The sequence below is a fragment of the Paenibacillus sp. genome (genome assembly GCF_035645195.1).
GTDB lineage: Bacteria > Bacillota > Bacilli > Paenibacillales > YIM-B00363 > Paenibacillus_AE.
The window spans coordinates 200,787-227,612 of sequence record NZ_DASQNA010000039.1 but is presented as its reverse complement, the minus strand read 5'-3'; the positions used below and the strand labels follow the sequence as shown (position 1 = coordinate 227,612).

The following is a 26,826-nucleotide window of genomic DNA, read 5'->3' as shown; positions in this document are numbered from 1 at the left end:
ATTTGTCACTTCCTTAATAGAGCAAATCTACGAGCAAGAGCGAAATTTGCGGAACGAACGTGATCAACAGCAAGGCGACAAGCAGCGCAAGCCAGAACGGCAGCACGGCCCGAATAAAGTCCTCGATTCTCGTTTTCGTAATTGAACATGTGGTAAGCATGACCGTTCCCATCGGCGGCGTCAGCGTTCCTATCGAGAGATTCATTATCAGCATAATGCCGAAATGAACCGGATCGATGCCGTACGCACCGACCATCGGCATCAGCAGCGGAACGAGAATGATCATTGCGACGTTGCCCTCGATAAACAACCCGATAAATAGCAAGAAAATGTTAACAATAACTAAGAACAACAAAGGGTTGTCAACGAAGCCCAACACAAAATCAGTAGCTTTATGAGGGATTCGCTCCATCGTTAGCACCCACGCGAAAGCCGACGAGGACGCAATAAGAAGCAAAATTGATGCGGTCGTACTCACCGATTCGACGATCGCTATCTTGAGATGCTCCAGCTTCATTTCCCGGTAAATCACCAAACCAAGCAGCAGCGTAAAGACGACCGCCATGGCTCCGGCTTCCGTCGGCGTGAAAGCGCCGATCCGGATGCCTCCGATAATAAGAACCGGAAGAATGAACGCTACAAGCGCATGGCGCGATTCTTTAATGATTTCTACCGGCGTGGCCCATGTCTCGCGAATCGGCTGGTAGCCCCTTTTTTTCGAAATGATATGCACCGTAACCATCAGGATGATACACAGCATGATGCCAGGGACGATACCGGCGACAAAAAGTTTGCCGATCGAAACGTTCGCAATATATCCGTATAAAATAAGGGCTATACCAGGCGGAATGATCGGCGTAATAATGGAAGACGCTGCGGTGACCGCTGTAGAAAACGCCCGATCATACCCTTTCTTCTCCATTTCCGGCACTAAAATTTTCGACTGCATCGCCGCATCGGCCAGTCCGGAGCCGGACAGTCCCCCCATCAGCGTGCTGAGCAGCACGTTCACCTGCGCCAATCCGCCCGGCAGCCGTCCTGTCACGACCTCGGAAAAGTTAATGAGCCGCTTGGATATGCCGGAGTAATTCATCAGGACGCCGACGGCCACGAAGAACAAAATCGCCATGAGCGGAATCGACTCGACGCCCGCGACCATTCTTTGCACCATAAAAATGCTGCTGATTTGAGAATCGGAGAGCAGAAAATAGGTCAGCGTTCCCGCGATGAGCGAAAAAGAAACCGGAACCTTCAAGAGAATGAGTACGAAAATGAGGATGACGGGGATGAGGACTTCCAAGCTACTCTCCTCCCTTCAGGACGTTCCTTAATCCGATCGCAAGGCGAGCGACGGCAAACACGCCGCATAATACAACGGATAGGTCGATGAACGTATAAGAAATTCTCAGAATGGGAGTCAACTTGTCTCCGGCTTGCATCGCCAATTCGAACCCTAACCAAATGAAGACATACAGCAAAATAACGATCAGAACGAGATGCCAAACGATCATGACCCATCGTTGCAGCTTCTTGTTTAATCGATCTACAAAAAAACCGATGCTTACGTGGCCGTCTCCCCGGAATGCCGCGCTCGAACCTAAGAAGGTGAACCAAACGATCAAAGCGAGCGTCGCTTCCTCCGTCCATTTTAACGGCTCGCCCATGACGTACCGCATGAATACGCCCGCTACCGTAATCCCCACGATCATAATGAGGGCCAATGAAGCCAACATTTCATCAAGACGTCCCATGATTTTAGTCATTCTGGTAAGCAGATGAGACACCCCCACGGTCGAATTTGAGAAAGGGGAAAGGGGAACATCGTCTGCTCCCCTTCATCCGTATCCTATTCTTTCAAAATGTTTTGAACGGTATCGTAGAGGCCTGGCGTCCAATTCGTGAACGTCGCATAAACCGGCTCAACCGCCTTCTTGAACACGGAACGATCGATTTCATGGAATGTAACGCCTTCCGCTTTCAGCTTCTCGATCGTTTCTTCGTCGCTTGCTATGACCGTTTCCGTCATGAAGTTGCCTGCTTCGTCGCCTGTCTCTTTCAAGATCTGAACGAGATCTTCCGGCAGCGATTCCATATATTTCTGCCCGGCGATCCATGTCGTGATGTTCACGATGTGGCCCGTCAAGATGATGTGCTTCGCTTGTTCATAGGCTTTGGAGCCGTAAATTACCGTCAGCGGATTTTCCATGCCGTCGATCACGCCTTGAGACAAGGAGGGGTATACGTCGCCAAGCGGCATCGGCGTAGCGGTAGCGCCCATGGCTTCGACGGTCTTGATGAAAATGTCCGCGTTCGGTGCGCGAAGCTTCATGCCTTTGAATTCTTCCGGTGTCTGCGCCGGCTTGTTAGCGATGACATGGCGAATGCCATAGAGCCAGTTCGTCGTCACGATATGAATGCCTTGATCTCTCAACTGTTGATCGATGCCTTGGAACCAATCGGATTGGTAAAGCTTGAACATGGAGTCGACATCGTCCGCTAAATAAGGCCCCATCATGATTCCCATATCCGGCACGAAATCGCTCAGGAACGAACCGTCGGACAGCGTAATGACATTCGCGCCGCTGCGCATTTGCTCCGTCAAGTCAACCTTCGTTCCGAGCTGGGAGCTCGGGTACAGCTCGAGGACCAGACGGCCGTTGCTTTTTTCTTCGGCGAGTTCCTTCCAACGGTTCGCGGCCAGGTCGATCGGCTCTCCCGGATTGTTTTCGTAACCGATTTTCAGCGTATATGTTTTGTCATCCGCCGGCGGATTCGCCTCAGGCTTGCTGTCGGAGCCGGTATTCGTATTGGAGTTTGTATTTGAGCCGGAATTGTTCGGTGTCGTTGTTTGAGCGCATGCCGTCAATAACATCACAAGAGCCAACGCCGCCGTGAATACCCATTTCGTGTTTCGTTTCATGTTTTTTGTACCCCTCCGTAATTGAATGTACACCGCAATGGTTCATTGACTGAACGTACTGCCTCTCCTCACCTCCTCTAAGCGGAATCAACTTGTTTATTTGCTTCCGCCCACGAACGTCGAAGCCGCATGTTCCCGAATTTCATATTGCGAAAGCTGCTGCCGGTTCAGCACGATCCCGTGCCCGGGCAGCTGACTCGGAACGCCTGTCGCATTCTCGACTGTGATCGGTATATCGAGAATGCCCAGCTCGGAGAACGAACCGCCTGTCACGTTTTCAAGCATGTAGCTGTTCTGCACGCCGCACAGCAGATGCAGCGAAAGCTCCATCATAAAATGCGGCGCGACCAATTTGCCGAACGCGTTCGACATATGGGCGATTTTCAGCCACTCCGTAATTCCTCCGACGAAGGCGACGTCCGCTTGCACATAGTCCACTGCATCCGCTTTCAAATATTCCAGCACTTGATGTTTGCTGTGCAGGCTTTCCCCGAGCGCGATCGGCGTCTTGAGCCGGCTCTTTAAGAGCTTGTGAGCATGGACGTCATGGAAGAGCAGCGGCTCCTCGATCCATCCCAGATTCAGGTCGTCCAGTTTGCTAAGCAGCGCGATCGAATCGACGGAGCTGAGCTTTTGATTCAGGTCTACGAGCACGCGTCCGTCTTTGCCGAGACGTTCCTGAACCTTCGTAATGCGCTCGACGTCCTCCTCGATGTCCGGCTTGCCGATTTTGATTTTGACTGTGCGGTAGCCTTGTTCCATATAGCTGTCTACCCGCTCGAGCAGCTTCTCGATCGTGTCGTCCGACCGAAGATTGATTTCGCTAATATAAGCGGGGATTTGTTCTCTCGCGCCGCCGAGCAGTTTATACAGCGGCTGGCCGTAATGCTTCCCCATGACGTCCCAAACCGCGATATCGATCGCCGCGATCGCCATGGAATTGACGCCGAGTCCAAGTCTGCGCGATTGTCTTTGAAGCTTATACCAAATTTCCTCGTAATGCAGCGGATTCATGCCGATCACGAGATGGGCCAAATACTCCTCCAACAAAGCTACGATCGCCTTGCCGCCAACGTCTACGGTATAGCTGATCCCCGTCCCCGTCAGCCCTGTATCCGTTTTCAATTCAACGACGATGATTTCCAGCCATTGCACCTTGTTCGTTGCATCCTCCCACGGGATGCTCGGGGGGATCCGGTACCCTTTGCACGATACGTGTTCGATTTTCATCGTTGACTTCCTTTCCTACAAGCTGGCGATTATAACTCAAGTACCGCTTTGATCATATTGCCGCCGGGCTGCGTCCAGCTGCGAAACGCTTCCGTTCCCGAAAGGAATGGAGCGCGGTGCGAGATGAAAGAGGATGCGTCTACATGCCCCGATTGGATCGCTTGGATGACTTCCTGAAACTCTTCCTTGGATGCCGCCCGGCTGGCCAACAAATCCAGCTCCTTCTTATGGAAAACGGCGTCCGTAATCGGAATATCCCCTTTTACGAGACTGATGTAGACCACTCTGCCGGCGTGAGACGCATAATGTATGGTGTTCGCCATCGATTGCGCATTGCCGGTCGCGTCGAACACGATATTGGGGAATTCGCCCCCCGTGAGTTCGGATAGCTGTGCGATCACGTCGGTCCTGGCCGAGAGCGTATGATCCACTTGCGCCCACTGCTTTGCGAAATGCAGTCTCGCATCGCTGATATCCAACGCAGCCACCTTCGCGCCCTTGAGCTTGCAAAATTTCATCGCCGCCAAGCCGATCGGACCCGCGCCGACGACGAGCGCAACATCGTCTCTCCCTACTTTCCCGCGATTGACCGCATGCGCGCCGATCGCCAGCGGTTCGACGATCACGCTCTCGTCCCAATCGAGCCCGTTGACGGGTACGAGCTTGTGCTGCGGAACAGCCATGTACTCCCGCATCCCTCCATCGAGATGGACGCCGAGCACCTGCAGGCGTACGCAGGCGTTCGCCTTGCCGCTGCGGCATGCGACACACATGCCGCATTCCAGATACGGGATGACGCACACTTTGTCCCCGACTCGCAGCCCTTGTTCGTTAGCCCCGCCCAATCGGACGATTTCGCCGGCAAGTTCGTGTCCTAGTATTCTAGGATACTCAAAAAAAGGCTGGTTGCCGTGATAAGCATGGTAATCGGTTCCGCACACGCCGATCCGATGCAATCGGATGATCGCTTCCCCTTCCATACAGTCAGGTTCGTTCTTTGCCGCGAATGCGAGTTCGCCAGGCTGCCGCAGGACGATTGCGTTCATCGCAAACCCTTCTTTCTCCATATATACAATATATTTACTCGAAAAAGTCGGCGTATTTATCCATGATTTTTTGCCAATCGTTCACAATGTATCTCAGATGCGTGATCAACAGCTGCTCCGTCTTCTCCACTTCGTTGCGCTTCAGATGCTCCAAGAGCATTTCGTGATGCTTGATGGATTCCTGCTCGTGCCTGCCTTCCCTCAGCTCCAAATATCTCATTCGGTTCAAATGCGCTCTCATGACTTGAAGAACTTGCATTAGCGTTTGGTTGTTCACTAATTGCAGAATTCTCGTATGATAGCTTGCATCCAACTGAATAAAATCGATATAGTTGCCTTGTCTGACGGCTTCTTTCTGCTGGACGATGATCGACAGTATGTCTTTCTCGGCCTTCTGATACGTTTCGTCCTCGCGATCCCATAGGCCCGCAATCGTCTTGAAGGCGCCGATCTCCAAGGTTTCCCGGACGAATTGCGCTTCCCTGACCTTCTTTTCGGACAGATGCGCGATAATGGCGCCGCGCTGCGGATAGATTTGAATCAGCTCTTCCTGCTGCAGCCGGTTGATAGCTTCCCTCACGGGAGTTCGGCTGATCCCGAACGCGGAGGCCAGCGAGCTTTCATAGATCATTTCCCCCGGCTTTAACTGCAAAGTCACGATTTGTTCCTTAAGAGCCTTATATACGTCATCGCCTAATGTTTTGCGAGAAGCTTTTAATGGATGAAAATTCATAGCTTACTCCTCCTCTCCCTCCATTATTCCCCCCCTCCAATTATTTAGCAATAACTTTATAGGATGAGCATTGCGAGCGGATCAGTTCCCAGTCGAGCTCGACGCCGATGCCTGGCGCAGTAGGCACGTGAATGAAGCCTTCCTCATCGATCGGCAAATCTTCTTTCATCAGAAATTTGAAGTTGTCCTCGGGCACGAAATATTCATAATACTCGCAGTTCCGGATCGCGCACGAAACATGCAGGTTCACGATATCCATATAGTTCATCGTTGTCGTATGAATCTCGCAGCGCAAGCCGAACGATTCGGCGAGATGGGCAATTTTCATCGTTCCCGTAATGCCGTTTTTCCACGATACATCCGCTCTTACGATGTCCGCAGCGTTCATCGCGATCGCTTGCGCGACTCCCCAATGACAGCCTCGGGTCGTTTCCGTAGCCGCAATCGGAATGTCGAGACTTCGGCACAGCTCGCGATATTTATAAAGTTCGAAGTCGCGGAACGGTTCCTCGAACCATAAGTAATTCAACCGCTCCAGCTGCCTTCCGACACGTATGGCTTCGTCCAGGCTGTATTCGGCGACCGGGTCCGTCAATAGTGTGAAATGGTCCCCTACCGCGCCGCGAAGCGCTTCGTGAATTTCCATGTCTTTCTGAACCGGTCCCGGCGGATGGGCTTTATAAGCCTTAATTCCCTTCGATTGATAGTACAGCGCTTCCTGGACGTAGTCTTCCACCGTTTCGTGAAATAAACCGCTTGCATAGACGGGCAGCTTCGTCCGGTACGCTCCCATATACTTATAGAGCGGCAGGTTTGCCGCTTTGGCGGCTATATCCCATAGCGCCACATCTACCGGGCCGCATATGTAGACTGGGAAGAACGCCAAGTGCCGGTCGATATTCCACAGCTCGTGCCAGATCGCTTCCCGATCATAAGGGTCCCTGCCGATCAGCACCGGCGCGATATTTTCCTGCAAGTAGGCTTCCGTTATCGTTCCGGAACGCGCCGCCAGCGCGGTCGCGATTCCTTCGATGCCCGTATCCGTTGTAATTTTAAGGACGACAACATCCCACGGCATGCCGCTTTTCCCTTGGCGCTTTTGGTCGAAGAAGCTCTTCTCCCGCTTGACCAGCCAAGTCTCGAATTTCGTGATGATCATAGCGCCTCCTACAGGATGCCGTATTTCTTAAATGCTTCCGTGCTGGACATGCCGTTCTCGATTTCCTTCCGGACAAGCTTCTCGCCGCGAACCTTTTCCAGCGCCCGTTGAATGACCTCGTGCTCGACCTTCTTCGGAACGATCAGCACGCCGTCCAGATCGGCAAACACTAAATCTCCCGGATGAATCCATACCCCGCCGATTTCAATCGGGCACCGGTAGTTGACAACCTGGGTGCGTACGCCGGAGTCTTGCGCATAGCGGCCGCGCGAGAACACAGGCCAGTTTTGCTCCAGCACCATCTTCGTATCCCGGTGGAAGCCGTCGATGATCGCCCCGACCGCCCCGCGTTTGCGCGCCGTTGCGGTTAAAATTTCGCCCCAATACGCGCATCGCATCGTACCGCCGGCGGCAATGTACACTTCTCCGGGCTGCAGTTGGTCGAGCGCCGCCGTTAATTCGCCGAACGGCTTCTCTTGCTCGCCGAATACGTCGATCATAAGCGCCGGCATGGCCCTGCCGACAACGACCATGTCTTCCTTCATCGGCTGAATCGGCTGAGGCAGGAACTGGTGGTAAAAGCCTTTCGCGTCAAGAATGTCCCCTACGACCGGCGTGTACAGCTCCTTCTTGATCAGCGCGAATAATTGTTCGTCGCTGCTCCATTCCGCTTGGGTTTGCACTCGTTGGTATCCCCCTTGTCCTTTTATTACCGTATCCTTGGCCACTAGTATACAAGTTGTGAGGGTATACGGATCCGCCTTCTATGTAGATCGATTTCTCAATACAAGAATACTTGAGGACTAGTATACCAGTCAATGCTTTTTTTGAAGCGCTTTCTCCATGCCGATGGTGAAGTTCACGTTTCCCCCACCCTTCCGCAGGTTATCTGTCTTCCCTTTGGCTAGCTTACGCCCGCGTGCAAATGGCTAAATTTGCGCAAACTACTCTGGGGGTGATACGTATGACTGGACGCAATTCGCATCCGAAACGGGACGGGGGCCAAGCCCAGCCTTCCCGCCTAGACCAGTACGGCGAGACGATGGCGAACGACAACGATTGGCAGGATTTCACGCCGGAGCAGCAGCAGGCGATCGAAAGCGACGCTTGCGAGCAGAAGGATTGATTTGCGGAAGAAGGGGGCGGCGGCTCGCCCCCTCTTCACACACACGTGCCGTTCTCCTTCACGAGCAATGCCGCTCGACAGCCCTTGGTTCCTCCGGCCGGGAGAGAATGAGGGCTGTTTGCGTTCCGGAACGGTACCGCCGCCGCCAACAAAAACGAGGCTTTCGGATGAAGATCCGAAAGCCTCGCTTCTGTCACATGCCCAACAATCGCTTCAGTTCCTCTTCGTCGTCGATGATCGCGACGCCGAGCTCCTGCGCCTTCGTCAGCTTGCTGCCCGCGTTCTCGCCGGCGACCACGAAGTCCGTCTTCTTGGACACGCTGCCCGCCACCTTGGCGCCGAGCGCTTCGAGCCGCTTCGCCGCTTCGTCGCGGGTCATCGTGGTCAAGGTGCCCGTCAGCACGACGGTCTTACCGAAGAACGGCGAATCGGCTGCCGCGGCCGCGTCGAGCGCCGGCGCCTCCGCCTCCGCTTTGACGCCGGCCGCTAACATGCGCGCCACCGACTCCTGCACGAGCGGATCGGCGAAGAACGAGTGGATGCTCTCCGCGACGATGCCGCCGACGTCCTGCAAGCCGACGAGCTCCTCCGGCGTCGCCTTCATGACGGCTTCGAGCGAGCGGTAATGGTCCGCGAGCATTTTCGTCGTCGTCTTGCCCGTGTTCGGAATACCGAGCGCGTACAAGAACGAGGCGAGATCGCGCGACTTGCTCTTCTCGATCGCGTCGAGCAGCTTCTGCGCCTTCTTCTCGCCGAACCGCTCGAGGCCCAGCAAATCGTCCTTCGTCAAATAATACAAATCCGCCGGGTCTTTCACGTCCCGCTCGTCATACAGCTGCTCCGCCGTCTTCTCGCTGAACGTCTCGATGTCCATCGCGTCGCGCGTCGCGAAATGCGACACCCGCGCGACGATCTGCGGCTTGCAGCCGAGCTTGTTCGGGCAGAACAGATGCGCTCCGCGTTGCTCTACCGGGTGCCCGCAAGCCGGACACGCCGTCGGCGCGACGATTTCGCGGCCCTCCGCTTCCTCCGCCTTCCCGAGAATTTCGGGAATGACGTCGTTCGCGCGCCGGATCGAAATGAGCGTACCGATGCCGTACCGGAGCCCTTTGCGCTCGATGTCGTCCATATTGTTCAGCGTGCAGTTGGACACCGTCACGCCGGCGATGTCGACCGGCTCGACGATCGCGAGCGGCGTCAGCTTGCCCGTGCGGCCGACGTTCCAGACGACGTCGTTCAGCACGGTCGTCGTTTCCTCCGCTTCGAACTTGAACGCCACCGCCCAGCGCGGAAACTTGTCCGTATAGCCGAGCACTTCCCTCGTGCGGAGATCGTTCACCTTGACGACCGCCCCGTCGATCAAGAAATCGAGCTCGTGGCGCGTCGTCGCGAGGCGCATCAGCTCGTCGTACACCGCCTCGATCGATTCGAAGTGCTGCGCGTACGGATTCACCTTGAACCGGTTGTCCCGCAGGAACGCCAGCATCTCCATATGCGTCGCGAACGGACGCTCCTCGGACGCGTAGCCGATGTTGTAGAAGAACGCGTCGAGCTTGCGCTCCGCCGTCACCGCCGGATTCAAGTTGCGCAGCGCGCCCGCCGCGGCGTTCCGCGCGTTCTTGAGCGGCTCCGCCGCCGTCTCGTTATATTTCTGGAGGACGGACAAATACATGAAGCCTTCTCCCTGCACCTCGATGAGTCCGTTCTTATACGGAATGGAGGCCGGCACCGAGCGGATGGTGCGCACCTGCGGCAGGATGCCTTCGCCGACCGTCCCGTTGCCGCGCGTCGCCGCCTGCACGAGCTCGCCGTTCTCGTACGTGAGGTTCAACGTCAACCCGTCAAACTTCAGCTCGAGCACGAACGACGGCTCCGGCAGCGGTTCGTCCGGTTCGCCCGCGTTGTACTCGTTCACGAGCTTCTGCACCCGCGCATGCCAAGCGAGCAAATCTTCCTTCGTCTGCGCCTTGTCGAGACTCCACAGCCGGGCGCGGTGCTTATGCGGGTCGAAGCCCTTCAGCACCTCGCCGCCGACGCGCAGCGTCGGGGAATCGGGCAGCACCTCGCCCGTCTCCTTCTCCAGCGCCGCGAGCCGGTCGTACAGCTTGTCGTACTCCGCGTCGCTGATCTCCGGCCGATCCAGCGTGTAATACAAATAATTGTGCCGATTCAGCTCGTCCACGAGCTGCCGCATCTGCTCCCTCGCCGTCGCCGCCATCCTGCTCACGACCTCCGAAACGATAATATATGGTTATGTAAAACGGCCGCCGCGCGCGAAACAACGGAACGCCATGTCCGCGGTTTCGGCCGAACGGCCCTCTTGCCCGATTAGAATAAGCAGTTACACCTTCGTGATCGGCGCGAACCGGGCGAGCAGCTTCTTCACCCCGACCGGCGCCGGGAACGCGATCTGCAGCTCCTTGTCGTCGCCGTCGCCGCGCACCGACACGACCGTGCCCGTGCCCCACTTGCCGTGCTGCACCTTGTCGCCCGGCGCGAAGTCGGCGCCCGCGGCGCCGCCGCCGGCGAACGTCGGCTGCATCTTCGTCACGCGAGGCACGCCCGCGCCCGCGCCGCCGGAAGCCGCCGTGAAGGCGCTCTTCGCCGCGTTGCCGAAGCTCGACGGTCCGCTGCCGAACGACGAGCCGCCGAGTCCGCCGCCGCCGAACCCGCCCGCAGGCCGCGAGCCGAACGTCGGCCGGCCCGGGGAGACGATCTCCTTGTACTGGTCCGGAATTTCGTCCAAGAACCGCGACGGCGCGTTCGCCTGCGTCCGCCCGAACAGCGTCCGCATCCGCGCGCACGTCAGGAACAATTCCTTCTCCGCGCGCGTGATGCCGACGTAGGCGAGGCGCCGCTCTTCCTCGAGCTCCTCGACGTCGTTCGCCGACCGGCTGTGCGGGAAGACGTTCTCCTCCATGCCGGCGATGAACACGACCGGGAACTCGAGACCCTTCGCGCTGTGCATCGTCATCAGGATGACCGCGTCGCCGCCTTCCTCCGGATCGTCGTTCATAGAATCGATGTCGGCGATCAGCGCGAGATCGGTGAGGAACGACACGAGCGACTTGTCTTCGTTCCGCTTCTCGAAATCCATCGTCACCGACAGGAATTCCTCGATGTTCTCAAGGCGCGCCTTCGACTCCAGCGTATTTTCGCGTTGCAGCTCCATGCGGTACTGCGTCATCTCAAGCATCTTCTCGGTCAGTTCCGTAACGGACAAATATTCGACCATGCGGGATAAATTATCGATGATTTCTTTGAACTCTCGCAATGCCGTCGCCGCCCGGCCCGTTACGTCCACCGAGGTGATGCCGTCGATCATCGCGTACATCGACACGCCCCGCGCCGCAGCCGCCGCGCCGAGCTTGTCGATCGTCGTATCGCCGATGCCCCGCTTCGGCACGTTGACGATCCGCGCGAACGAAATATCGTCGTCCGGGTTCGAAATGAGCCGCAAATACGCGAGCAAATCTTTGATCTCTTTCCGATCGTAGAACTTTACGCCGCCGACGATTTGGTACGGGATGTCCGACTTGATCAGCACTTCCTCGATCACGCGGGACTGCGCGTTCGTCCGGTACAAAATCGCGTGCTCGCCGAACCGGCGTCCCGCGGAGCGGTTTTTCCGGATCGTTCCCGCGATGAAATACGCTTCCTCATGCTCCGAATCCGCCATATACAGCTGGATCTTATTGCCTTCGCCTTGGTCCGTCCACAAGTTTTTCGCCTTGCGGCCGGCGTTGTTCTTGATGACCTCGTTCGCGGCGTTCAGGATGTTGGCCGTCGACCGGTAATTTTGCTCGAGCAAAATCGACCGCGCCTCCGGATAATCCTCTTCGAAGTTGAGAATGTTCGAAATATCCGCGCCGCGCCACTTATAGATCGACTGGTCGGAGTCGCCCACGACGCAGATGCGGTGATGCTTGTCCGCCAGCATCTTACACAGCATGTATTGCGCGCGGTTCGTATCCTGGTACTCGTCGACGTGAATATACTGGAACTTGTTTTGGTAAAACTCCAGCACCTGCGGCTCTTCCTGGAAGAGACGGATCGTCGTCATGATCAGGTCGTCGAAGTCGAGCGAGTTGTTCGCCTTCAGCCGCTCCTGATATTTCTTGTACACCTTCGCGACGATGCCGTCGAAATAATCGCCGATTTTCTGTTCGAATTGCTCCGGCGTAATCAGCTCGTTCTTCGCGTTGCTGATCGCCGCCTGCACGGCGCGCGGTTCGAACTTTTTGCTGTCGATGTTCAGATCCTTCATGCAGTTCCGAATGACCGACAGCTGGTCCCCCGAGTCTAGAATCGAGAAGCTCTGCGAAAACCCGATCCGCCCGATGTCGCGGCGCAGGATGCGCACGCACATCGAGTGGAACGTCGATACCCAAATGTCCTGCCCCTGCGGGCCGACCAGCTTCGCCACCCGCTCCTGCATCTCCCGCGCCGCTTTGTTCGTGAACGTAATCGCGAGAATCGCCCAAGGCGCCACCTTCTTCGCGCCGATCAAATACGCGATTCGGTGCGTCAGCACCCGCGTCTTGCCGCTCCCCGCGCCCGCGAGCACGAGCAAAGGGCCGTCCGTCGCCTCCACCGCCTCCCGCTGCCGCGGATTCAGCTTCGTCACCGCTTCTCGAATGTCAACCGGATGTCCCATGCGTGCTCAAACCTTTCTATTCCCGAAATGCTATAAATGATAAAACCGATAATATGATGAAAATGTTCCCGCGAATCCGCCCCTACGACTTTACAGCCCGCACCGTCTCCAGCGCAAGGGGTAAAGATTGATAAACGATATTGCCGACTACGATCGTGTCCGCCACCTGCGCCGCCGCAGCGGCCTTCTCCGCGCCGTCGATGCCGCCGCCGTAGAAGAGGCGCGCGTTCGTCATCGCGGCCTTCGCCTTCGCGACGGCCGCGAGATCGCCGAACGCGCCGGAGTATTCGATATACACGATCGGCAGTCTCAGCAGCCGGTCGGCGAACCTCGCGTACGCGACGATGTCCGCTTCGTCGACCGGCTTCGCCTTCGCCACGCGCGCCGCCTCGCAGTCCGGGTTCGCGATGACGTACCCTTCGGCGGCGACGACGCCCTCGCGCGGCAGCAAATGCCCGTACCGCTTGAGCGCCTCGGCGTGCCGCCCGACGACGAAATCGGCGTCGGCGCTGTTCAGCGCGATCGGCACCAAGTACGCGTCGAACCCCGGCACGACGCCTTCCAGCGTCGTCACCTCGAGCGCGCAGGGCAATTCGTACCGCCTGAGGCGCGCCAAAAGGTCGACCGTGTTGTCATACGTGACCCCGCTCGACCCTCCGACCAGCACGGCGTCCGTTCCGGAGAGGCACAAGGCATCGAGCGCCTCGTCGTCCAGCTCCTTGTCCGGATCCAGCTTAAATACATGCTTCCATTCTTCCATCCAACGATCGACCATGACGCCCCCTGCACGCATCGCACGAAAACATTTGTTCTTCTTTTTCCAGTCTAAACGAGGCGGAAAACCATGTCAAACCTAGGTTTTGGCATATTCGTCGTATTTGTCGTCCGGCTCCTTCGCCATGCTCCGGATGATTTTCGTCTCCTCCGCGATCGGGTCGCGTTCGGCCCGAACGCGGTACTCGTACGGCGCGCTGATGCGCTCCCGCGCCAGCTCGTTCGTATCGAAGCGCTTCTCGTCCCGCTCCTTCGTTACGTCGAGCGCTTCTTCCAGCACGCGTTCCAGTTCATCCTTTTTCGTCTCTTCCATCGGTGCATCCATTCCTTCCTACGGTATGGTAGTCCCTGTTAGGATGCCCAAACGAGGGAAAAACAAGCAAAGGCGCAGCGCTGCGGCGGCACGAAAAAAGGGGCGTCTCCGCCCCCTGCCGCGCCCATTCGAGCCCCGTTTGTTCGGCATATCTAACTTTTAATTCACCTAGCCTTACAAAAGTGCTTACAAACTCTTTCCATTCTGGCCCCGAAGCCCCGTTTGTTCGGCATACCTAACCTTTTGTTCCCCTGGCCTAACAAATGGCTTACAAACTGTTTCCATTCTTCGCCGGTCGGGGATCACAGCGCTCACCCGCCTCGACCGCGGCGCCCCTAGTCTCCCTCTTCCGGGTTCCAGCCGTCGCCGCCGGCGAGAACGCGCGCGGGCTCGAACCGCGCCGCCTCCCCCGCGTCGAGCGGCTTCGCCCACGGGACGCGGCGCGACGGGTCGGCCCCGGGGCCGGCGCTGCCGTACTCGCGGAACCGGACCGTCGCCTCCCGCTCCGGCTTGCCCCAGTTGCTCCAGCCGGCCGGCGCGACGCAGGCGTCCATCCGGCAGCGCAGGAACGCCACGCTCGCATGCTCCCGCCATGGCCGGCCGAGGTAGACCGAGCCCGGCGCGGCGTCGCCCGTGATCAGGCAGTCCCAGAACACGTATCCGTACGCCGCCTCCCGCGGGGTCGACGCCGCCGTGATCCACCCGTTCGCTTCGCCGGGAGGCGCGTCCGGCCGCCGGCGCGAGAACAACTCGCAGCCCCGGAACACCGCCGTCGCCGAGCCGAAAATAAAGTCGACGTCGCCCTCGATGTAGCAATCGCGGTAGTATTGCCGCACCTGCCGCCGAGGGAATACGTCGCCCGGACCGCCGAACGCGGCGCGCTCGACCGGCGCCGGCGGCAGCGGCCCGGTGAACAGCGTATCCTGCGCGCCGACGAACCGGCAGCGCCGGAACTGCGCGCGATCCCCGTCCGCGTAGACGGCGACCGCCTGCCCGACCTTCGCGCCGGGCCCCGCCGTATTCGCGAACGTCATGTCCGCCGCGAACAAATCGTCCCCGCCGAAATAGGCGGTATACGAATTGAACGTGTTATACATCTCTCCGTTCGGATACTTCTTTAACGCGTAATCGTCGTACTCGACGACCGTCCGGTCCGCCCCCGAGCCGATCAAGTGGACGCCCGGCTTGTCGACGAACAGCTTCTCTCGGTATACGCCCGGCTTCACGGCAATCGTTGCCGGCGCGCGGTTCCCGGCGGGAACGGCGTCGATCGCGGCCTGAATCGTTGCGAAATCGCCGCTCCCGTCCGCCGCCACGACGACCTCGAACGTCTCGAAGACCGTCTCCTCCCACAGTTTCTCTCTCCGCCCGCCGCTCATGCGCCTTCGCCTCCGAGCTCCGCCGCGAGCCAATCGTAGGCGACCGCGCCGCTGATTTCGTGCCCGCCTTGGAAGAAGTCGGCGCGCAGCCGATCCTCCGCTCCGGCGGCCTGATAAATGTCGCGCAGCGACGCATACGCCTCCACCGCCGGTCCGCGCGGGAACACCGCGTCGCGGTCGCCGCTCTCGATCAAAAGCGGCCGCGGCGCGATCAGCCCGATGACGTCCGGCATGTCGAAATCCGTCAGCATGCCCGGAACGTAATTATCGATGCAATGATTCCGATCCAAGACGCTGCCGCGGAACGTATTCGCGTACCCGCTCACGACGGCGGCGCGCAGCCGCTCGTCGAGCGCCGCGGCGAACGCCGCGACCAAGCCGCCGCCGGAGATGCCCATGATGCCGATCCGGTCCGAGCGGGCTTCGGAGCGGCGCTGCAGGTAGTCGACCGCGCGCAGCGTCTCGAATACGCGGTAGCCCGCGATCGTCCGCCCCGTCATCAACAGATGAACGGCGATGCGGAAGCACGAATTCGCCTTCGGCCCGCCCGCCGCATCCTCGGCGTAGCGGCGATCGCCGAAGCCGAGCAGCTCGGGGGCCGCTACGACGAAGCCCCGCCGAACGAGAGCGACGGCGAAATCTTTATGCAGTCCCGGGTCTCCCTTGCGCTCTCCGCCGTCCGGCTCGAGACCGACGATCTCCCGCACCCCGTAGCCGTGCCCGTGGCAGGCGACGACGGCAGGCGACGGCCCTTCCGCGCCGTCCGGGATCAGCACGTACATCGGCATCCGCAGTCCGTCGAACGTCGTGATCTCTACGCGTTCGCGAACGTAACCGTCCAGCTGCACCCGCTCCTTGACGACGGGCGCCGGATCGACCGCGTCATCCGGCAGCGTTCCCAGCAGCACCTTCTGCCGCGCGGCAGCCGTCTCCCTCCAGGCCCGCCAATTGCCGCCCGGGACGAAGCCGCGCCTCGCGACGCCCTCCTCCGTCAATCGGCGAAAATACGTTTCAAGCTGTTCCCCCTGACTCTGTTCCATCCCGTTCTCCTCCTATTCTTCGTTCGTTCATTCTGGTCCCTCCGCCGCTTCCGCGCTTCCAGCCTCGGAATTCCCGGTTCTGCGTTAATGCACGCCTTCGATGCCGTGCGTGAACAATAATTTGGGCTTGCCTGGCCGGTGATCAACAAGACGGCGCAGCCGACACGGCGATGATCGGATACCGGCTTCGCTTTAAGAGTACCGAGTTCCTTCGTCTGAATGAAACCGTTTTCCCATTAGTTTATACTATGCCGCGGTCTCTTGGAAACAGGGAGCGGAAGAATGCGGACAAGAGCCGAATTCATCGGCCCTCGTCCCGCGAAGTCAAGCTTACAGCGGCGTTACAGCTTGCTGCCGCGAAGAACGGTCGTACTGCACCTTCGCTCCTTGATGAAAATAAAACTTGGAGTTCGACGTCACGATGCGGCTGATTTCCATCCCGTCGATTTTCGATCGCCTTCCAAATCAAGATCGTTAGCTTGTTGTACAGAATGCGGAGTATCGTACCAGAACGTGCGGAAGCGGTTACAAGCAAATATCAAAACAAGCCCTGCGCGGCTTGTCGCTGCGCAGGGCTTGCTTGCGGCGGCTATGTGGTCAGCTGCTCCGATTCGCCGCCATGGGCGTCGGCGGCTTGCGTGTCGGCGGCGGCGGCCGCTTTCGTGCGGCGGGGCCGCTTCGTCGCCGGCGCCGCGGGCACGGACGCCGGCGGCGCGGCTTCGGCGGCGTCCGCCTGCGCCTGCAGCGACGCCTCCTCGCGGAGCGCGGACGATTCCGCCGGCTCCGCGTCCCGCATCGGCGGCGGCGCCTCCGACGCGCTCTTCGCGCCTTCGGCCGGCGGCTCCGCGTAGCGCGGCTGCATCGGCTGCGCGTGCTGCGCCGTCAACGGCGGCTGCGCGGCTGCGCGCGGCGGCTCCGCGTAACGCGGCATCGCCTGCTGCGCCTGCGACCGAGCTTGCTGCTGCGGCTGCGGCGGCACGTACGCGGCCGTCGGCGCGCCGCCGAACGGCATCGCGTGCGGCTGCGCGAACTCCGGCGGCCGCGGCGCCGGCTGCGGGCCTGGCCCCGGTTGCGCGCCTAGCCGCGGCTGCGCCCCCATTTGGGGCGGGGCGTAGCCCGCGAAGCGCGGCGGCTCCGGCGGCGCGTACACGTGCGCCGGCCGCATCGTCGGCGCGCCCGCGAACTGCGGCGCCATCGCCTGCGGCATCGCTTGGCGCCCGGCCTGATGCATCGCCTGAGGCGCCGCTTGATGCGGGGCCTGCGGCTCCCGCGCCCGCTGCGTCACCGCCCGCGCCGCCTCCGCCGCGCGCGACGCCGCCCGCTGCACCTCTTGCGCCGGCGCCGGGAAGCCCGGCTCCAGCAGAGCGTGCTGCCGCATCATCGACGAGAGCAGCTCGTGCTGTCTCGCGGCGTCGTAGCCGAGCCGCTCGAACAACCGGCGCACGTCCGGCGTCGTCGCCTCCAGCGCCGCTTCCATATACATCAACACGGCCTGCCGCAGCTCGCCGAGGATCGCGCCCGCCAGCACGGCGTCCGGCAGCCCTCCGCGGCGCGACGGCGCCGTCCGTTCCATCATGCCCGGAATCATCACATGTAGACCCCCGTATTCGGATATGCTCGGCCGGCGCCGGCGTAAGCCTGCAGCGTGCGCGCCAGCTCGTCCAGCCGCTCGCCGCCCCGTTCGGCTTGGTGCGCGAAATAGCCGCGCAGCTGCGCCTGCCCGCATTCCGCCGCGCCGAGCGCGAACCAATGCGCGAGCCGCTCTTCGAGCTGCAGCGCCTGCGACAGCCGCACCAGCTCCGCCCCCGTCAGCGCGGACCGCGAAGCGTCGTTCGTCGCCATGATGACGTCCCCCTTCCAAAAAATACCCATCCCCTGTAGGGTGCGGCACCGCAAGGAAATTTATACATCCCCTCCCGGAAGCAAACGAAAACCGCAGCCCCGAAGGGCTGCGGTTCGCAGCAACTTAATCGATAAAGTCGACCCGCTGCAGCAAGCGCCGCAGCATGACCGCCGCCTGCGCGCGATCCGCCGCGGCCGCCGGCGCGAACGTGCCGTCGGGGTTGCCCCCGACGATGCCCGCCGCGCTCGCCTTCGCGACCGCGTCGACCGCCCACGGGCTGATCGACGCCCGATCGGCGAACGCCGCGCCCGCGCCGGTGGCGGCCGTCGCCCCGGCGAAGTCGAGCGCCCTGCCGAACATAACGGCCATTTGCTCGCGCGTGATGCGCTCGTTCGGCCGGAACGCGCCGCCGTCGAACCCGGTGACGAGGCCCGCGTCCGCCGCCGCGCCGACCGCACCCGCGTACCAGGCGTCGGCCGGCACATCCGCGAACGCCGCGGCCGCGGACGGCTCCGGCGAGAGGCCGAGCGCGCGCGTCAGCATCGCCGCGAATTCCGCCCGCGTCACCGCGCTCTCCGGCGAGAACGCATCCGCTCCGGTGCCGTTCAGCACCAGCTTCCCGGCGAGCAGCTCGACGTCCGCTTCCGCCCAATGGCCCGCCATGTCGGCGAACTCGCGCTTCGACTGCAGCAGGACGTACACGCTGTTCCCGTTCCGCTTCAGCGTCGCCTTCGTCTTGCCGCCGCTCGTCCGGAACGTCGCCGGCACGAACGACAGCGCGCCCGTCGCCGAGTCGAACCGCGCCGCCGTCGCGTTCCGCGCGTTCAGCGTCCCGTCCACCGTCATCGTGCGTTCGACGTACGTGTCGCCGAAGTCGTCGTACGCGAACTCCCGATCGCCGGACGTCACGCGAAGCGCGAAATCGACCGGGTCGCCGATCGTCGATGCCCCCGCGCGGGACGCCGCCGCTCGGACCGTCGAAGCGTCGCCGCCGGCGACGGGGGTCACCGCGACGACGGCGCTCCACGACGCGCCTCCGGCCGTCCCGAACCGCTCGGCTAACGCATCCGGACGCAGCAGCGCCTTCGGCAATCGGTACGAAGCCCGGCTCGTGCGAATTTCCATAACCGGGAACCTGTCCGCTGAAACCCATGCGTCGATCGGAAGCCGCACTTCGGCCGCCCCCGCCGTCGCCACCTCGATGACGAGCTTGCCGGCCGGCCCGTCGCTCCGCTTCAGTGCATCCTCCAGCTCCTTGCCCGTCAGCTCGACGACGGCAACCTCGACGCCGTTCCGCGTCTCGGAAACCGCAGAAGGCTTATACACCAAATCGTCCCCGTCTTCCGCAAAGTTAGGTTCCCCGTCCGCCGGCGGCGGGACGACGATCGGCACGAAGCCGCCGCCGCCGCCTCCGGGCGGAGCCCCTCCGCCGCCCCCGCCGTTGTTGCCTCCGCCGGAGGCCGGGTCGACGAGCAGCAGCGTATCCATCGCCTTCAGATGATAAATTTGCTTGCCGTCGCTCAGGAACGCGGTACCCGTCGATACGGTTCCCGACGCCTTCCGCGCCCCGTTCTCGGCCGTAATCTCGTACGTCCCGTCCGGCGCGTAGAAATACACGTCCAAGTAGCCGGCCGATTTATACATCACGCCATACCGCTCGAATCGAGAAGCGGTCGGCCGATTCGCGTCGTACGTCGCCGTATACAGCGTCGCGCCGTTCTGCCTGCGAACGGTGAACGTCGTGCCATGCTCGGGCGATCCGTTCAATTGAATGACCCCGTAGAAGTACGACTGGTCTGTCGCGAATTGGACGCGGCTCGGCTGGGATCGGGTGGCGACGCCGCCCTTGTATGCGTCGACCCGGTAATAATACGACGACGCGATTCGCCCGTACAGCTCGTCGGTGAACGACGTCCGAGTCGGCGCCAGCTCCGCGATCGGGGCATACCGCTGCCCGGTTTCCGACCGGAGCACGACGTACCGATCCGCACCGGCCGCGGCGTTCCACGTAATGTTGACGGAGCCGCCGCTCTGCCGGGCCTCGACGTTCCCCGGCTGCCCGGCCCCGTCTTTGAAGATGACATCGACGCCCGCATGCGCGCGAGCGACCACGTCCGCGTCGACGCCGGCGAACGCGCCGTCCAGGAAACGTACCGCCATACCGGCGGTCGAATTCGCGGCCGCATGGGAAGAAGCGCGCCCTGTCAGCCGAATGTTCACGGTATTGTCGGGACCGAACGTCGCCTGCGGCGTCAGCCCGGCCGGAACGCCGTCGAACGCAATGTGATCCGGCGTCAACGGCTGCCCCGGACTGCCTGCGAACGAAGCATCGAACAATCGCGCCGTAACGGCCGTATCGATCGTGCCGTCGTTCTTGTTGCTCTCGATAAATTTATAATTATAGTACTCTAGGGTCGGCGTCCGAGCGCTGTCATTATAGTAGGACAAATATAAGGTGCGAGACGCACCGCCCACGGCGTCGGCGTCTCCGCCCGCGAAGGCCGCGTCTTGGAACGCGAGCGAAAACTTCCAATTCAACTCGGCATATTCGGCCAGCGAATCCCCGTACACCTCGATGGAAACCGTCGATTCGCCCTGTTTCCTCACGGTGACGTCCAGCCCTTCGAGCAAATCGCTCACGACGACCCGATCCGGACCGAAGACGTCCCCTGCGCTGCCCGTGAACGTCTCGTTCGTCAGCTGCGCATAGACCGTCTGCGTGACCGTCGCGCCGCCTTCCGACCGGAGCGCGATCTCCTCCGTATCGAGCCGCAGCACGGGTCCCGCCGCGTCGGGCGCGACGGCGAACGCGCCGGATGCGATGCCGCCCGGATCGTTGCTGGTCGCCGCCCGGATCGTATACGTGCCGGTCTGTCCGTTCCGCACCGGAGAAGCGAACCGGATCGCCGCGGCCGATCCGCCGGCGACGTCTACGGGCGTAAGGAATCGAACGCCGCGCAGCGTCCGCTCGAACCCCGATGAAGTACCTAACGGGGCGCCGTTGACGGTAATCGAGCCGGCCGTAAGCCCCCCCGGATCGACGCCGCGCAGCTCGAGCTCGATCCAATCCTCGTTCGCCTTCACCCCCCCGTATTCGCTCGTCCACAGCGACACCGTCAGCTCGGCCGGCTCGAATTCGACGTCGCTGCTCCGCTCGATGTCGATGCGGCTCGGCGACGTATGGACGACGCTCGCGAGGCTCGCCATCTTCCCGGTCGACACTTTCCCGGCGAGCGACGTGAGCGCGACGCCCGATTCCAGCAGCAGCCGTCTCGTCTGGGCGACCGTCAGCTGCTTCTGCCCCATCGCGACGGCCGCGATGCCCGCTACGTGCGGCGCGGCCATCGACGTGCCGTTGAGATACGCGTACTTGCCCCCGGGCACAGCGTTGTAAATGGCGACGCCCGGCGCGGCGAGATGCACCGTTTCCGGACCGTAGTTGGAGAAGGCGGCTAGATTTCCCGACGGATCGATCGCCGCTACCGTAATTTGCTTTTCGCTGCGGACGTTGCTCGGCGAAATCGCGGCTAGATCGGTGTTGACGCCGTCGCCGTACTCATCCCCGTTGCCGGCCGCGCCGATAAACAGCGTATCCGCCGAATCGATCGCCTGCTTCAGCAAGGCGTCGACGATCGGGGAGTCGTTGTTCCAGCTGTTGTTGGAAATGCGCGCGCCGTTCGCCGCGGCGTACTCGATCGCCCGCACCGCGTCCATCGTCGTGCCGCCGTTCGGTCCCATAAACTTCACCGGCATGATGACCGCGTTGTCGGCGACGCCGGCCGCGCCGCCGTTGCCGCGAATGCCCGCGATCGTCGCCGCGACGTGGGTGCCGTGCTGATCCTCTTCCGGATCGTCGTACACCGTGTTGTCCTCGTTGTAGAAGTCCCATCCGTTCACGTCGTCCACATAGCCGTTCCGGTCGTCGTCGATGCCGTTGTTCGGCACCTCGTCCTCGTTCACCCAAATGCGGCCGTTCAATTCCGGATGGTTGATGTCCACCCCGGTATCGATGACGGCGACGATCACTTTATTTAGCCGAATGTCGCTCCGCGACCAAACATCGGCCGCTCCGATATCGACGCCGTATTCGCCGGTGATGCCGGAATTCGCCTCGTTGCGAATGAGCTGACCGCGGTTTTCCAGTCCCCAATTTTGCTCATAATCGTACGAGGTCGGGGACACGTTTCCATTCGCCGGATAATAGACGTAGTTCGGCTGAACGTGGGCGACGAGCGGATTCGCCTTCAGATCCCGGATCGCCTCCTCCACGTCGGTTCCCTCCGGCAGCTCGACGAGCTCGGCGCGGAGCTTCTCGAACCGCTCCTTCGGCGCTAGCAAATGCGACTGCCGCACCCGCGAAGCGTCGGCCGGCTTTACCTCGGGTTTATACGAAACTAGCAGCTCGCCTTCAACGTATGGAGCCCGAAGCTCGTCGGAAACCGCCGCGGCTTCCTCCGCGCCCGCCGCCACGCCCTCCGCACGGACCGGCAGCGCAGGCCCGGACAAGCCGAAGGACGATGCCAACAACGCGGCCGAAGCCAATGCGGCGATGCTGGAACGCCATCGAATGTTCATGATCGCTCTCCTCTCCCTCAAAACCTACTTACTAGTATAATTGGGATAGATTTCAAGAGACAAGGTTGTTTTTATAGGGAATAGATCCATAGGATGGAGAACGAGCAAACCAAAGACGCCCGACGCGGGTCGTGCGTCAGGCGCCTCGTTTAACGATGGCAGATTTCCCTTACTCCACTCGAATCCAGACCGTCATCTCGCCTGGCGTTCGGTTGCTCCAAGCGTAATACGGAATCGCGGTGACAGGCGCGGGCACCCGTTCGTACCGGCGCGTCGTGTACAGAGACATATTCTCGCCGTCCGGCAGCTCGGTTCGAGTTCCCGTCGTCGAAATCGTGCATACGCCGCCGAGCAGCGCCTCGTCGTACGTCACCTCGAATTGCGCGTTGGCCGGCAGGACGAGGTCCCGCAAATTCGGCCCGTTGTCGGCTTCCTCGAAGCAGTACACGATCGGACCGCGCTGCAGCGCAGCCTTGCCTGCATTCTCGCGCACGTTCGGGTGAGCGCGGACGACGTCGACCGGCATGTCGAGCTCGAGCTCGACCGTGTCGCCGTCCGTCCACGTGCGGGAGAGGACCAAGTAGCCGTTCGCGAGCCGCGACGCGTCGACGCTTTCGCCGTTCACCTTCACGGTCGCCTTGCGGCACCAGCCCGGGATCCGGATCGACGCGTCGAATGCCGACGGCTGCTCCAACGCGACGCTCATCGTAATGCGGCCGTCCCACGGATAGTTGGACCGTTGCGTCCACTTCACGGTCGCGCCGTTCAACTGCGTCTCCATCGTCCCCCCGATGAACAAGTGGACGTACAGCGACGACCGGGACGCATCGACCGAGTAAATATAGGAACCTAGCGACGCGATCAAACGGGCGATGTTCGGCGGGCAGCAGGCGCAGCCGAACCACGGCTGCCGCGTCACCTTCACCGTCGACATGTCGTGGCGGAAATCGGCGGTATCCGGCCACACCTCCAGCGGATTGACGTAGAAGTAGCTCTTGCCGTCGAGCGAAATGCCGCTCAATACGCCGTTGTACAGCGCCAGCTCCATGACGTCGGCGTACTCCCGGTTCTTCTCGATTTGCAGCATCCGCTGCGCCCAGAAGACGAGCCCGATCGATGCGCACGTTTCGGCGTACGCCCGGTCGTTCGGCAGATCGAACGGAACGGTGAACCGCTCGCCGTATTCCTGCGAGCCGATGCCGCCGGTCACATACATTTTCCGGGCGACGACATCCTTCCACAGCGTCTTGCAAGCTTCCATCAACGTTTCGTCCTTGTAAGCGGCGGCGAGATCCGCCATGGCGCTGTACAAATACACCGCACGGACGGAATGTCCTTCCGCCGTCTTCTGCTCGCGCACCGGCAGATGCGCCTGGAAGTAATCGTGGCCCATGCGCTTCTGTCTCCGTCCGGGCAGCGGCTGCTCGTTCCGCTCCTGCGCTTCGATCTCGAAGAAATGCGGCCTCTGCCCCCGCTCGTCGACGAAAAATTTGCTGAGCTCCATATACTTTTGCTCGCCGGTCGCCCGCGCCAGCTTCACAAGCGCCAGCTCGATTTCGGGATGCCCGTCGTAGCCGCGCTTCTTCCCCGGCTCCGCGCCGAACACCTCGCCGATGTAGTCTGCATAGCGGCACATCACATCTAGAAACTTCCGTTTGCCGGTAGCTTCATAGTACGCGACGGCCGCCTCCATCAAATGGCCCGCGCAGTATAACTCATGGTTGTCGCGCAAATTCGTCCACCGCTGACCCGGCTCTTTCACTTGATAGTACGTGTTCAAATAACCGTCCGGCTGCTGCGCGCGCTCCAGCAGGTCGATCACCTCGTCGGCGATCCGCTCGAGCTCCGGGTCGCGGCCGCCCGCGAGGACGAAGCCGACCGTCTCGAGCCATTTGCCCAGGTCGCTGTCCTGAAATACCATGCCGTAGTATTCGCCCTCCGCTTCGCCCGCCGCGATGCGGAAATTTTCGACCGTGTGGCTCGGTTCCGCTCCCGGAATTTCGTCGTTGAGCGCCTGCCATTGGTACGGGACGACGGTGTCGGTCACGTTGCGCACCCGCGGCGTCCAGAACGGATCTTCGATCGACACTTGCTTCAAATTCGCCGCCTCCAAAGGACGATTCGTCGCATGTTCCAATTTGCTCATAGCCACGTTCCTTTCTGTTTTCCGTAATTAGCCTTTCAATCCGGACAGCGTCACGCCTTTGATGAAAAAGTCCTGCGCCAACAAAAAGATGACGATGAGCGGCGCAATCGACAGGACGGTGCTCGCCATCAGCACGGGCCAATCGGTGCCGTACAGCCCCTGCATGGACGCGAGGCCGAGCGGCAGCGTCATCTTGCTTTGGCTGTTGATGTAAATGAGCGGTGCCATAAATTCGTTCCACATGCCCATGAACACGAATACGCCGAGCGTCGCCATGGCCGGCTTCGAGAGCGGCACGAAGATGCGCCAGTAAATGCCGAAAGGCGTACAGCCGTCCATCTTCGCCGCCTCCTCCAGCTCCGCCGGGATCGTCAGGAAAAACTGACGGAGCAAAAACGTGCCGAACGCCGACACGAGCGCAGGCAAAATCAGCGACCAGTGCGTGTCGATCAAATTATAGTGCCGCATGATGATAAAGTTCGGAATGAGCGTCACTTGGATCGGAATCATCATCGTCGCCAGGTACGCAGCGAACAAGGCGTCCCGGAACGGGAACCGGAGACGGGCGAAGGCGAAGCCGGCCATCGAGCTCGTGACGAGCTGGGCGGCGACGACGATCACCGTAATTTTGAAGCTGTTCAGCACATAGACGTCGAACGGAAACCGATCCGCGATGCGCAAATAATTGTCCCACACGAGCCTCTCCCCGAAGAGCGTCGGGGGGAAGACGAACACTTCTTGAAGCTGCTTGAGCGAGGTGCCGATCGTCCACAAGAAGGGAGTAATCATCGTCAGCGCCCCGAGCATCAGAAAGAGATGCGAAGTCAGTTTGAGCGGCAGGCTCGTTTTCACGTCAAATCCCCTCCTTAGTAAAACGTCCCCCACTTGCGGCCGCGCCAAAATTGGACGACGGTGATCACGAACATGAGGAAAAACAGCACGTACGCCATCGCGCTCGCGTAGCCCATGTTGAAATATTTAAAGCCGTGCTCGTACAGATAATGAACGATGACCGAGGTCGAGCGCGCCGGACCGCCCTGCGTCATCAAGAAGATGGTGTCGAACACTTGGAACGACGCGATGAACGACATGACGGTGACGAAGAACGTCGTCGGCGCGAGCAGCGGAATCGTGATGTGGAAAAACTTCTGATGCCACCGCGCTCCGTCGAGCGAAGCGGCCTCGTAATAATCGTCGGAGATGCCCTGCAGCCCCGCCAGAAAAATCAACATGTTGAACCCGAGATTTTTCCAAACGCTCGTGATGATGACGGCCGGCATCGCCCAGACGGTGCTCGTCAGCCAATTCGGCCCCCGGATGCCGAACCAGCTCAAGATGTAGTTGAGCAAGCCGTACTCCGGGTTGTAAATAAACTGCCACACGACGGCGATCGCGACCATCGAGGAGACGACGGGCAAAAAGTACGCGGCTCGGTAGAACTTCTTAAACTCGATGCGGTCGAGCGCCACGGCGAGTAACAGCGACAGCGCGATGCCGAGCGGCACCGACACGCCGGCGAAATAGATCGTGTTCCAGAACACTTTCACGAACGTTTCGTCTTTCCACAGGTCGATGTAGTTTTGGAGCCCGACCCACCGGACCGGCGTCAGCATATCCCAGGACGTGAAGCTGAGAACGAAGGACGCGAACACCGGAATGAGCGTGAACGCCAGAAATCCGAGCACATTCGGCAGCAGCAGAACGACCGCCCAAGCGCCGTCCTTGCGGAACATCCGTTTCAGGAAGCCCGGCCTCGCGGAGCCGAAGTCTGCATGAACGCGGATTCCGGAGTCCGGGACGCTTTTTTGCACATTCATTGCACTCCCTCCTTGGAAGCCTTGGAAGCCTTGGAAGGGCGCCCCGCGGGCGAGGCGCCGATCCCGAC

General features: G+C 60.6%; 21 protein-coding genes. 1 reads left to right on the top strand and 20 read right to left on the bottom strand.

Going from position 1 to position 26,826, the window contains the following annotated elements:
* Nucleotides 1–13: 13 nt before the first annotated feature.
* The 8 genes from VE009_RS21540 to VE009_RS21505 form a co-directional block, all read right to left on the bottom strand.
* Nucleotides 14–1,300, bottom strand: coding sequence for a TRAP transporter large permease (locus tag VE009_RS21540; RefSeq protein ID WP_325011263.1), 1,287 nt, complete (start codon nucleotides 1,298–1,300; stop codon nucleotides 14–16).
* Between the two features lies 1 nt (nucleotide 1,301).
* A complete protein-coding gene (locus VE009_RS21535) occupies nucleotides 1,302–1,733 on the bottom strand; it encodes a TRAP transporter small permease (protein ID WP_325011261.1) in 432 nt (143 codons plus the stop codon).
* Nucleotides 1,734–1,846: 113 nt separating this feature from the next.
* Nucleotides 1,847–2,920: a C4-dicarboxylate TRAP transporter substrate-binding protein gene (locus VE009_RS21530; protein WP_325011259.1), complete on the bottom strand. Its 1,074-nt coding sequence runs from the start codon at nucleotides 2,918–2,920 to the stop codon at nucleotides 1,847–1,849.
* 96 nt (nucleotides 2,921–3,016) lie between these two features.
* Entirely contained in the window at nucleotides 3,017–4,150 is a 1,134-nt protein-coding gene (locus VE009_RS21525) for a mandelate racemase/muconate lactonizing enzyme family protein (RefSeq protein WP_325011257.1), read from the bottom strand.
* A 29-nt stretch (nucleotides 4,151–4,179) separates the two neighbouring features.
* On the bottom strand, nucleotides 4,180–5,196 hold the full coding sequence (locus tag VE009_RS21520; protein ID WP_325011255.1) for a zinc-binding alcohol dehydrogenase family protein: 1,017 nt from the start codon (nucleotides 5,194–5,196) through the stop codon (nucleotides 4,180–4,182).
* A gap of 34 nt (nucleotides 5,197–5,230) precedes the next feature.
* The gene (locus VE009_RS21515; protein WP_325011253.1) at nucleotides 5,231–5,929 is read right to left on the bottom strand and encodes a GntR family transcriptional regulator; all 699 of its coding nucleotides are present in this window, start codon (nucleotides 5,927–5,929) and stop codon (nucleotides 5,231–5,233) included.
* Between the two features lie 40 nt (nucleotides 5,930–5,969).
* Nucleotides 5,970–7,088, bottom strand: a complete 1,119-nt coding sequence (locus VE009_RS21510; RefSeq protein ID WP_325011251.1) for an enolase C-terminal domain-like protein — start codon at nucleotides 7,086–7,088, stop codon at nucleotides 5,970–5,972.
* 8 nt (nucleotides 7,089–7,096) lie between these two features.
* On the bottom strand, nucleotides 7,097–7,771 hold the full coding sequence (locus VE009_RS21505) for an RraA family protein (protein ID WP_325011249.1): 675 nt from the start codon (nucleotides 7,769–7,771) through the stop codon (nucleotides 7,097–7,099).
* A 281-nt stretch (nucleotides 7,772–8,052) separates the two neighbouring features.
* Between VE009_RS21505 and VE009_RS21500 the strand changes: the two genes are divergently transcribed.
* Nucleotides 8,053–8,214: a hypothetical protein gene (locus VE009_RS21500; protein ID WP_325011247.1), complete on the top strand. Its 162-nt coding sequence runs from the start codon at nucleotides 8,053–8,055 to the stop codon at nucleotides 8,212–8,214.
* Nucleotides 8,215–8,407: 193 nt separating this feature from the next.
* On the opposite strand, the gene ligA is transcribed toward VE009_RS21500, so the two are convergent.
* From ligA to VE009_RS21440, 12 genes are all read right to left on the bottom strand, one after another.
* Complete coding sequence (gene ligA, locus VE009_RS21495; protein ID WP_325011246.1) at nucleotides 8,408–10,432, bottom strand: NAD-dependent DNA ligase LigA; 2,025 nt, start codon at nucleotides 10,430–10,432, stop codon at nucleotides 8,408–8,410.
* 123 nt (nucleotides 10,433–10,555) lie between these two features.
* Entirely contained in the window at nucleotides 10,556–12,871 is a 2,316-nt protein-coding gene (pcrA, locus tag VE009_RS21490; RefSeq protein WP_325011244.1) for a DNA helicase PcrA, read from the bottom strand.
* Between the two features lie 82 nt (nucleotides 12,872–12,953).
* Nucleotides 12,954–13,646, bottom strand: a complete 693-nt coding sequence (locus VE009_RS21485; protein ID WP_325011242.1) for a heptaprenylglyceryl phosphate synthase — start codon at nucleotides 13,644–13,646, stop codon at nucleotides 12,954–12,956.
* Nucleotides 13,647–13,724: 78 nt separating this feature from the next.
* Complete coding sequence (locus tag VE009_RS21480) at nucleotides 13,725–13,958, bottom strand: hypothetical protein (RefSeq protein ID WP_325011240.1); 234 nt, start codon at nucleotides 13,956–13,958, stop codon at nucleotides 13,725–13,727.
* Between the two features lie 335 nt (nucleotides 13,959–14,293).
* On the bottom strand, nucleotides 14,294–15,337 hold the full coding sequence (locus tag VE009_RS21475) for a pectinesterase family protein (protein ID WP_325011238.1): 1,044 nt from the start codon (nucleotides 15,335–15,337) through the stop codon (nucleotides 14,294–14,296).
* Nucleotides 15,334–16,377: an alpha/beta hydrolase family protein gene (locus VE009_RS21470; RefSeq protein WP_325011236.1), complete on the bottom strand. Its 1,044-nt coding sequence runs from the start codon at nucleotides 16,375–16,377 to the stop codon at nucleotides 15,334–15,336. Before VE009_RS21470 ends, VE009_RS21475 begins: the two co-directional genes overlap by 4 nt.
* Before the next feature lie 589 nt (nucleotides 16,378–16,966).
* Nucleotides 16,967–17,965, bottom strand: a complete 999-nt coding sequence (locus tag VE009_RS21465; protein WP_325011471.1) for a spore coat protein — start codon at nucleotides 17,963–17,965, stop codon at nucleotides 16,967–16,969.
* Nucleotides 17,965–18,219, bottom strand: a complete 255-nt coding sequence (locus tag VE009_RS21460; protein ID WP_325011234.1) for a hypothetical protein — start codon at nucleotides 18,217–18,219, stop codon at nucleotides 17,965–17,967. The genes VE009_RS21465 and VE009_RS21460 overlap by 1 nt, the downstream gene beginning before the upstream one ends.
* 124 nt (nucleotides 18,220–18,343) lie before the next feature.
* Nucleotides 18,344–22,795: a S8 family serine peptidase gene (locus VE009_RS21455; RefSeq protein ID WP_325011232.1), complete on the bottom strand. Its 4,452-nt coding sequence runs from the start codon at nucleotides 22,793–22,795 to the stop codon at nucleotides 18,344–18,346.
* Nucleotides 22,796–22,964: 169 nt separating this feature from the next.
* Nucleotides 22,965–24,941, bottom strand: a complete 1,977-nt coding sequence (locus VE009_RS21450; protein ID WP_325011230.1) for a glycoside hydrolase family 127 protein — start codon at nucleotides 24,939–24,941, stop codon at nucleotides 22,965–22,967.
* 27 nt (nucleotides 24,942–24,968) lie between these two features.
* Nucleotides 24,969–25,793 carry a carbohydrate ABC transporter permease gene (locus VE009_RS21445; RefSeq protein ID WP_325011228.1) on the bottom strand — a complete coding sequence of 275 codons (825 nt, stop codon included), beginning with the start codon at nucleotides 25,791–25,793 and terminating at the stop codon, nucleotides 24,969–24,971.
* Between the two features lie 14 nt (nucleotides 25,794–25,807).
* The gene (locus VE009_RS21440; RefSeq protein ID WP_325011470.1) at nucleotides 25,808–26,674 is read right to left on the bottom strand and encodes a sugar ABC transporter permease; all 867 of its coding nucleotides are present in this window, start codon (nucleotides 26,672–26,674) and stop codon (nucleotides 25,808–25,810) included.
* Nucleotides 26,675–26,826: the final 152 nt, after the last annotated feature.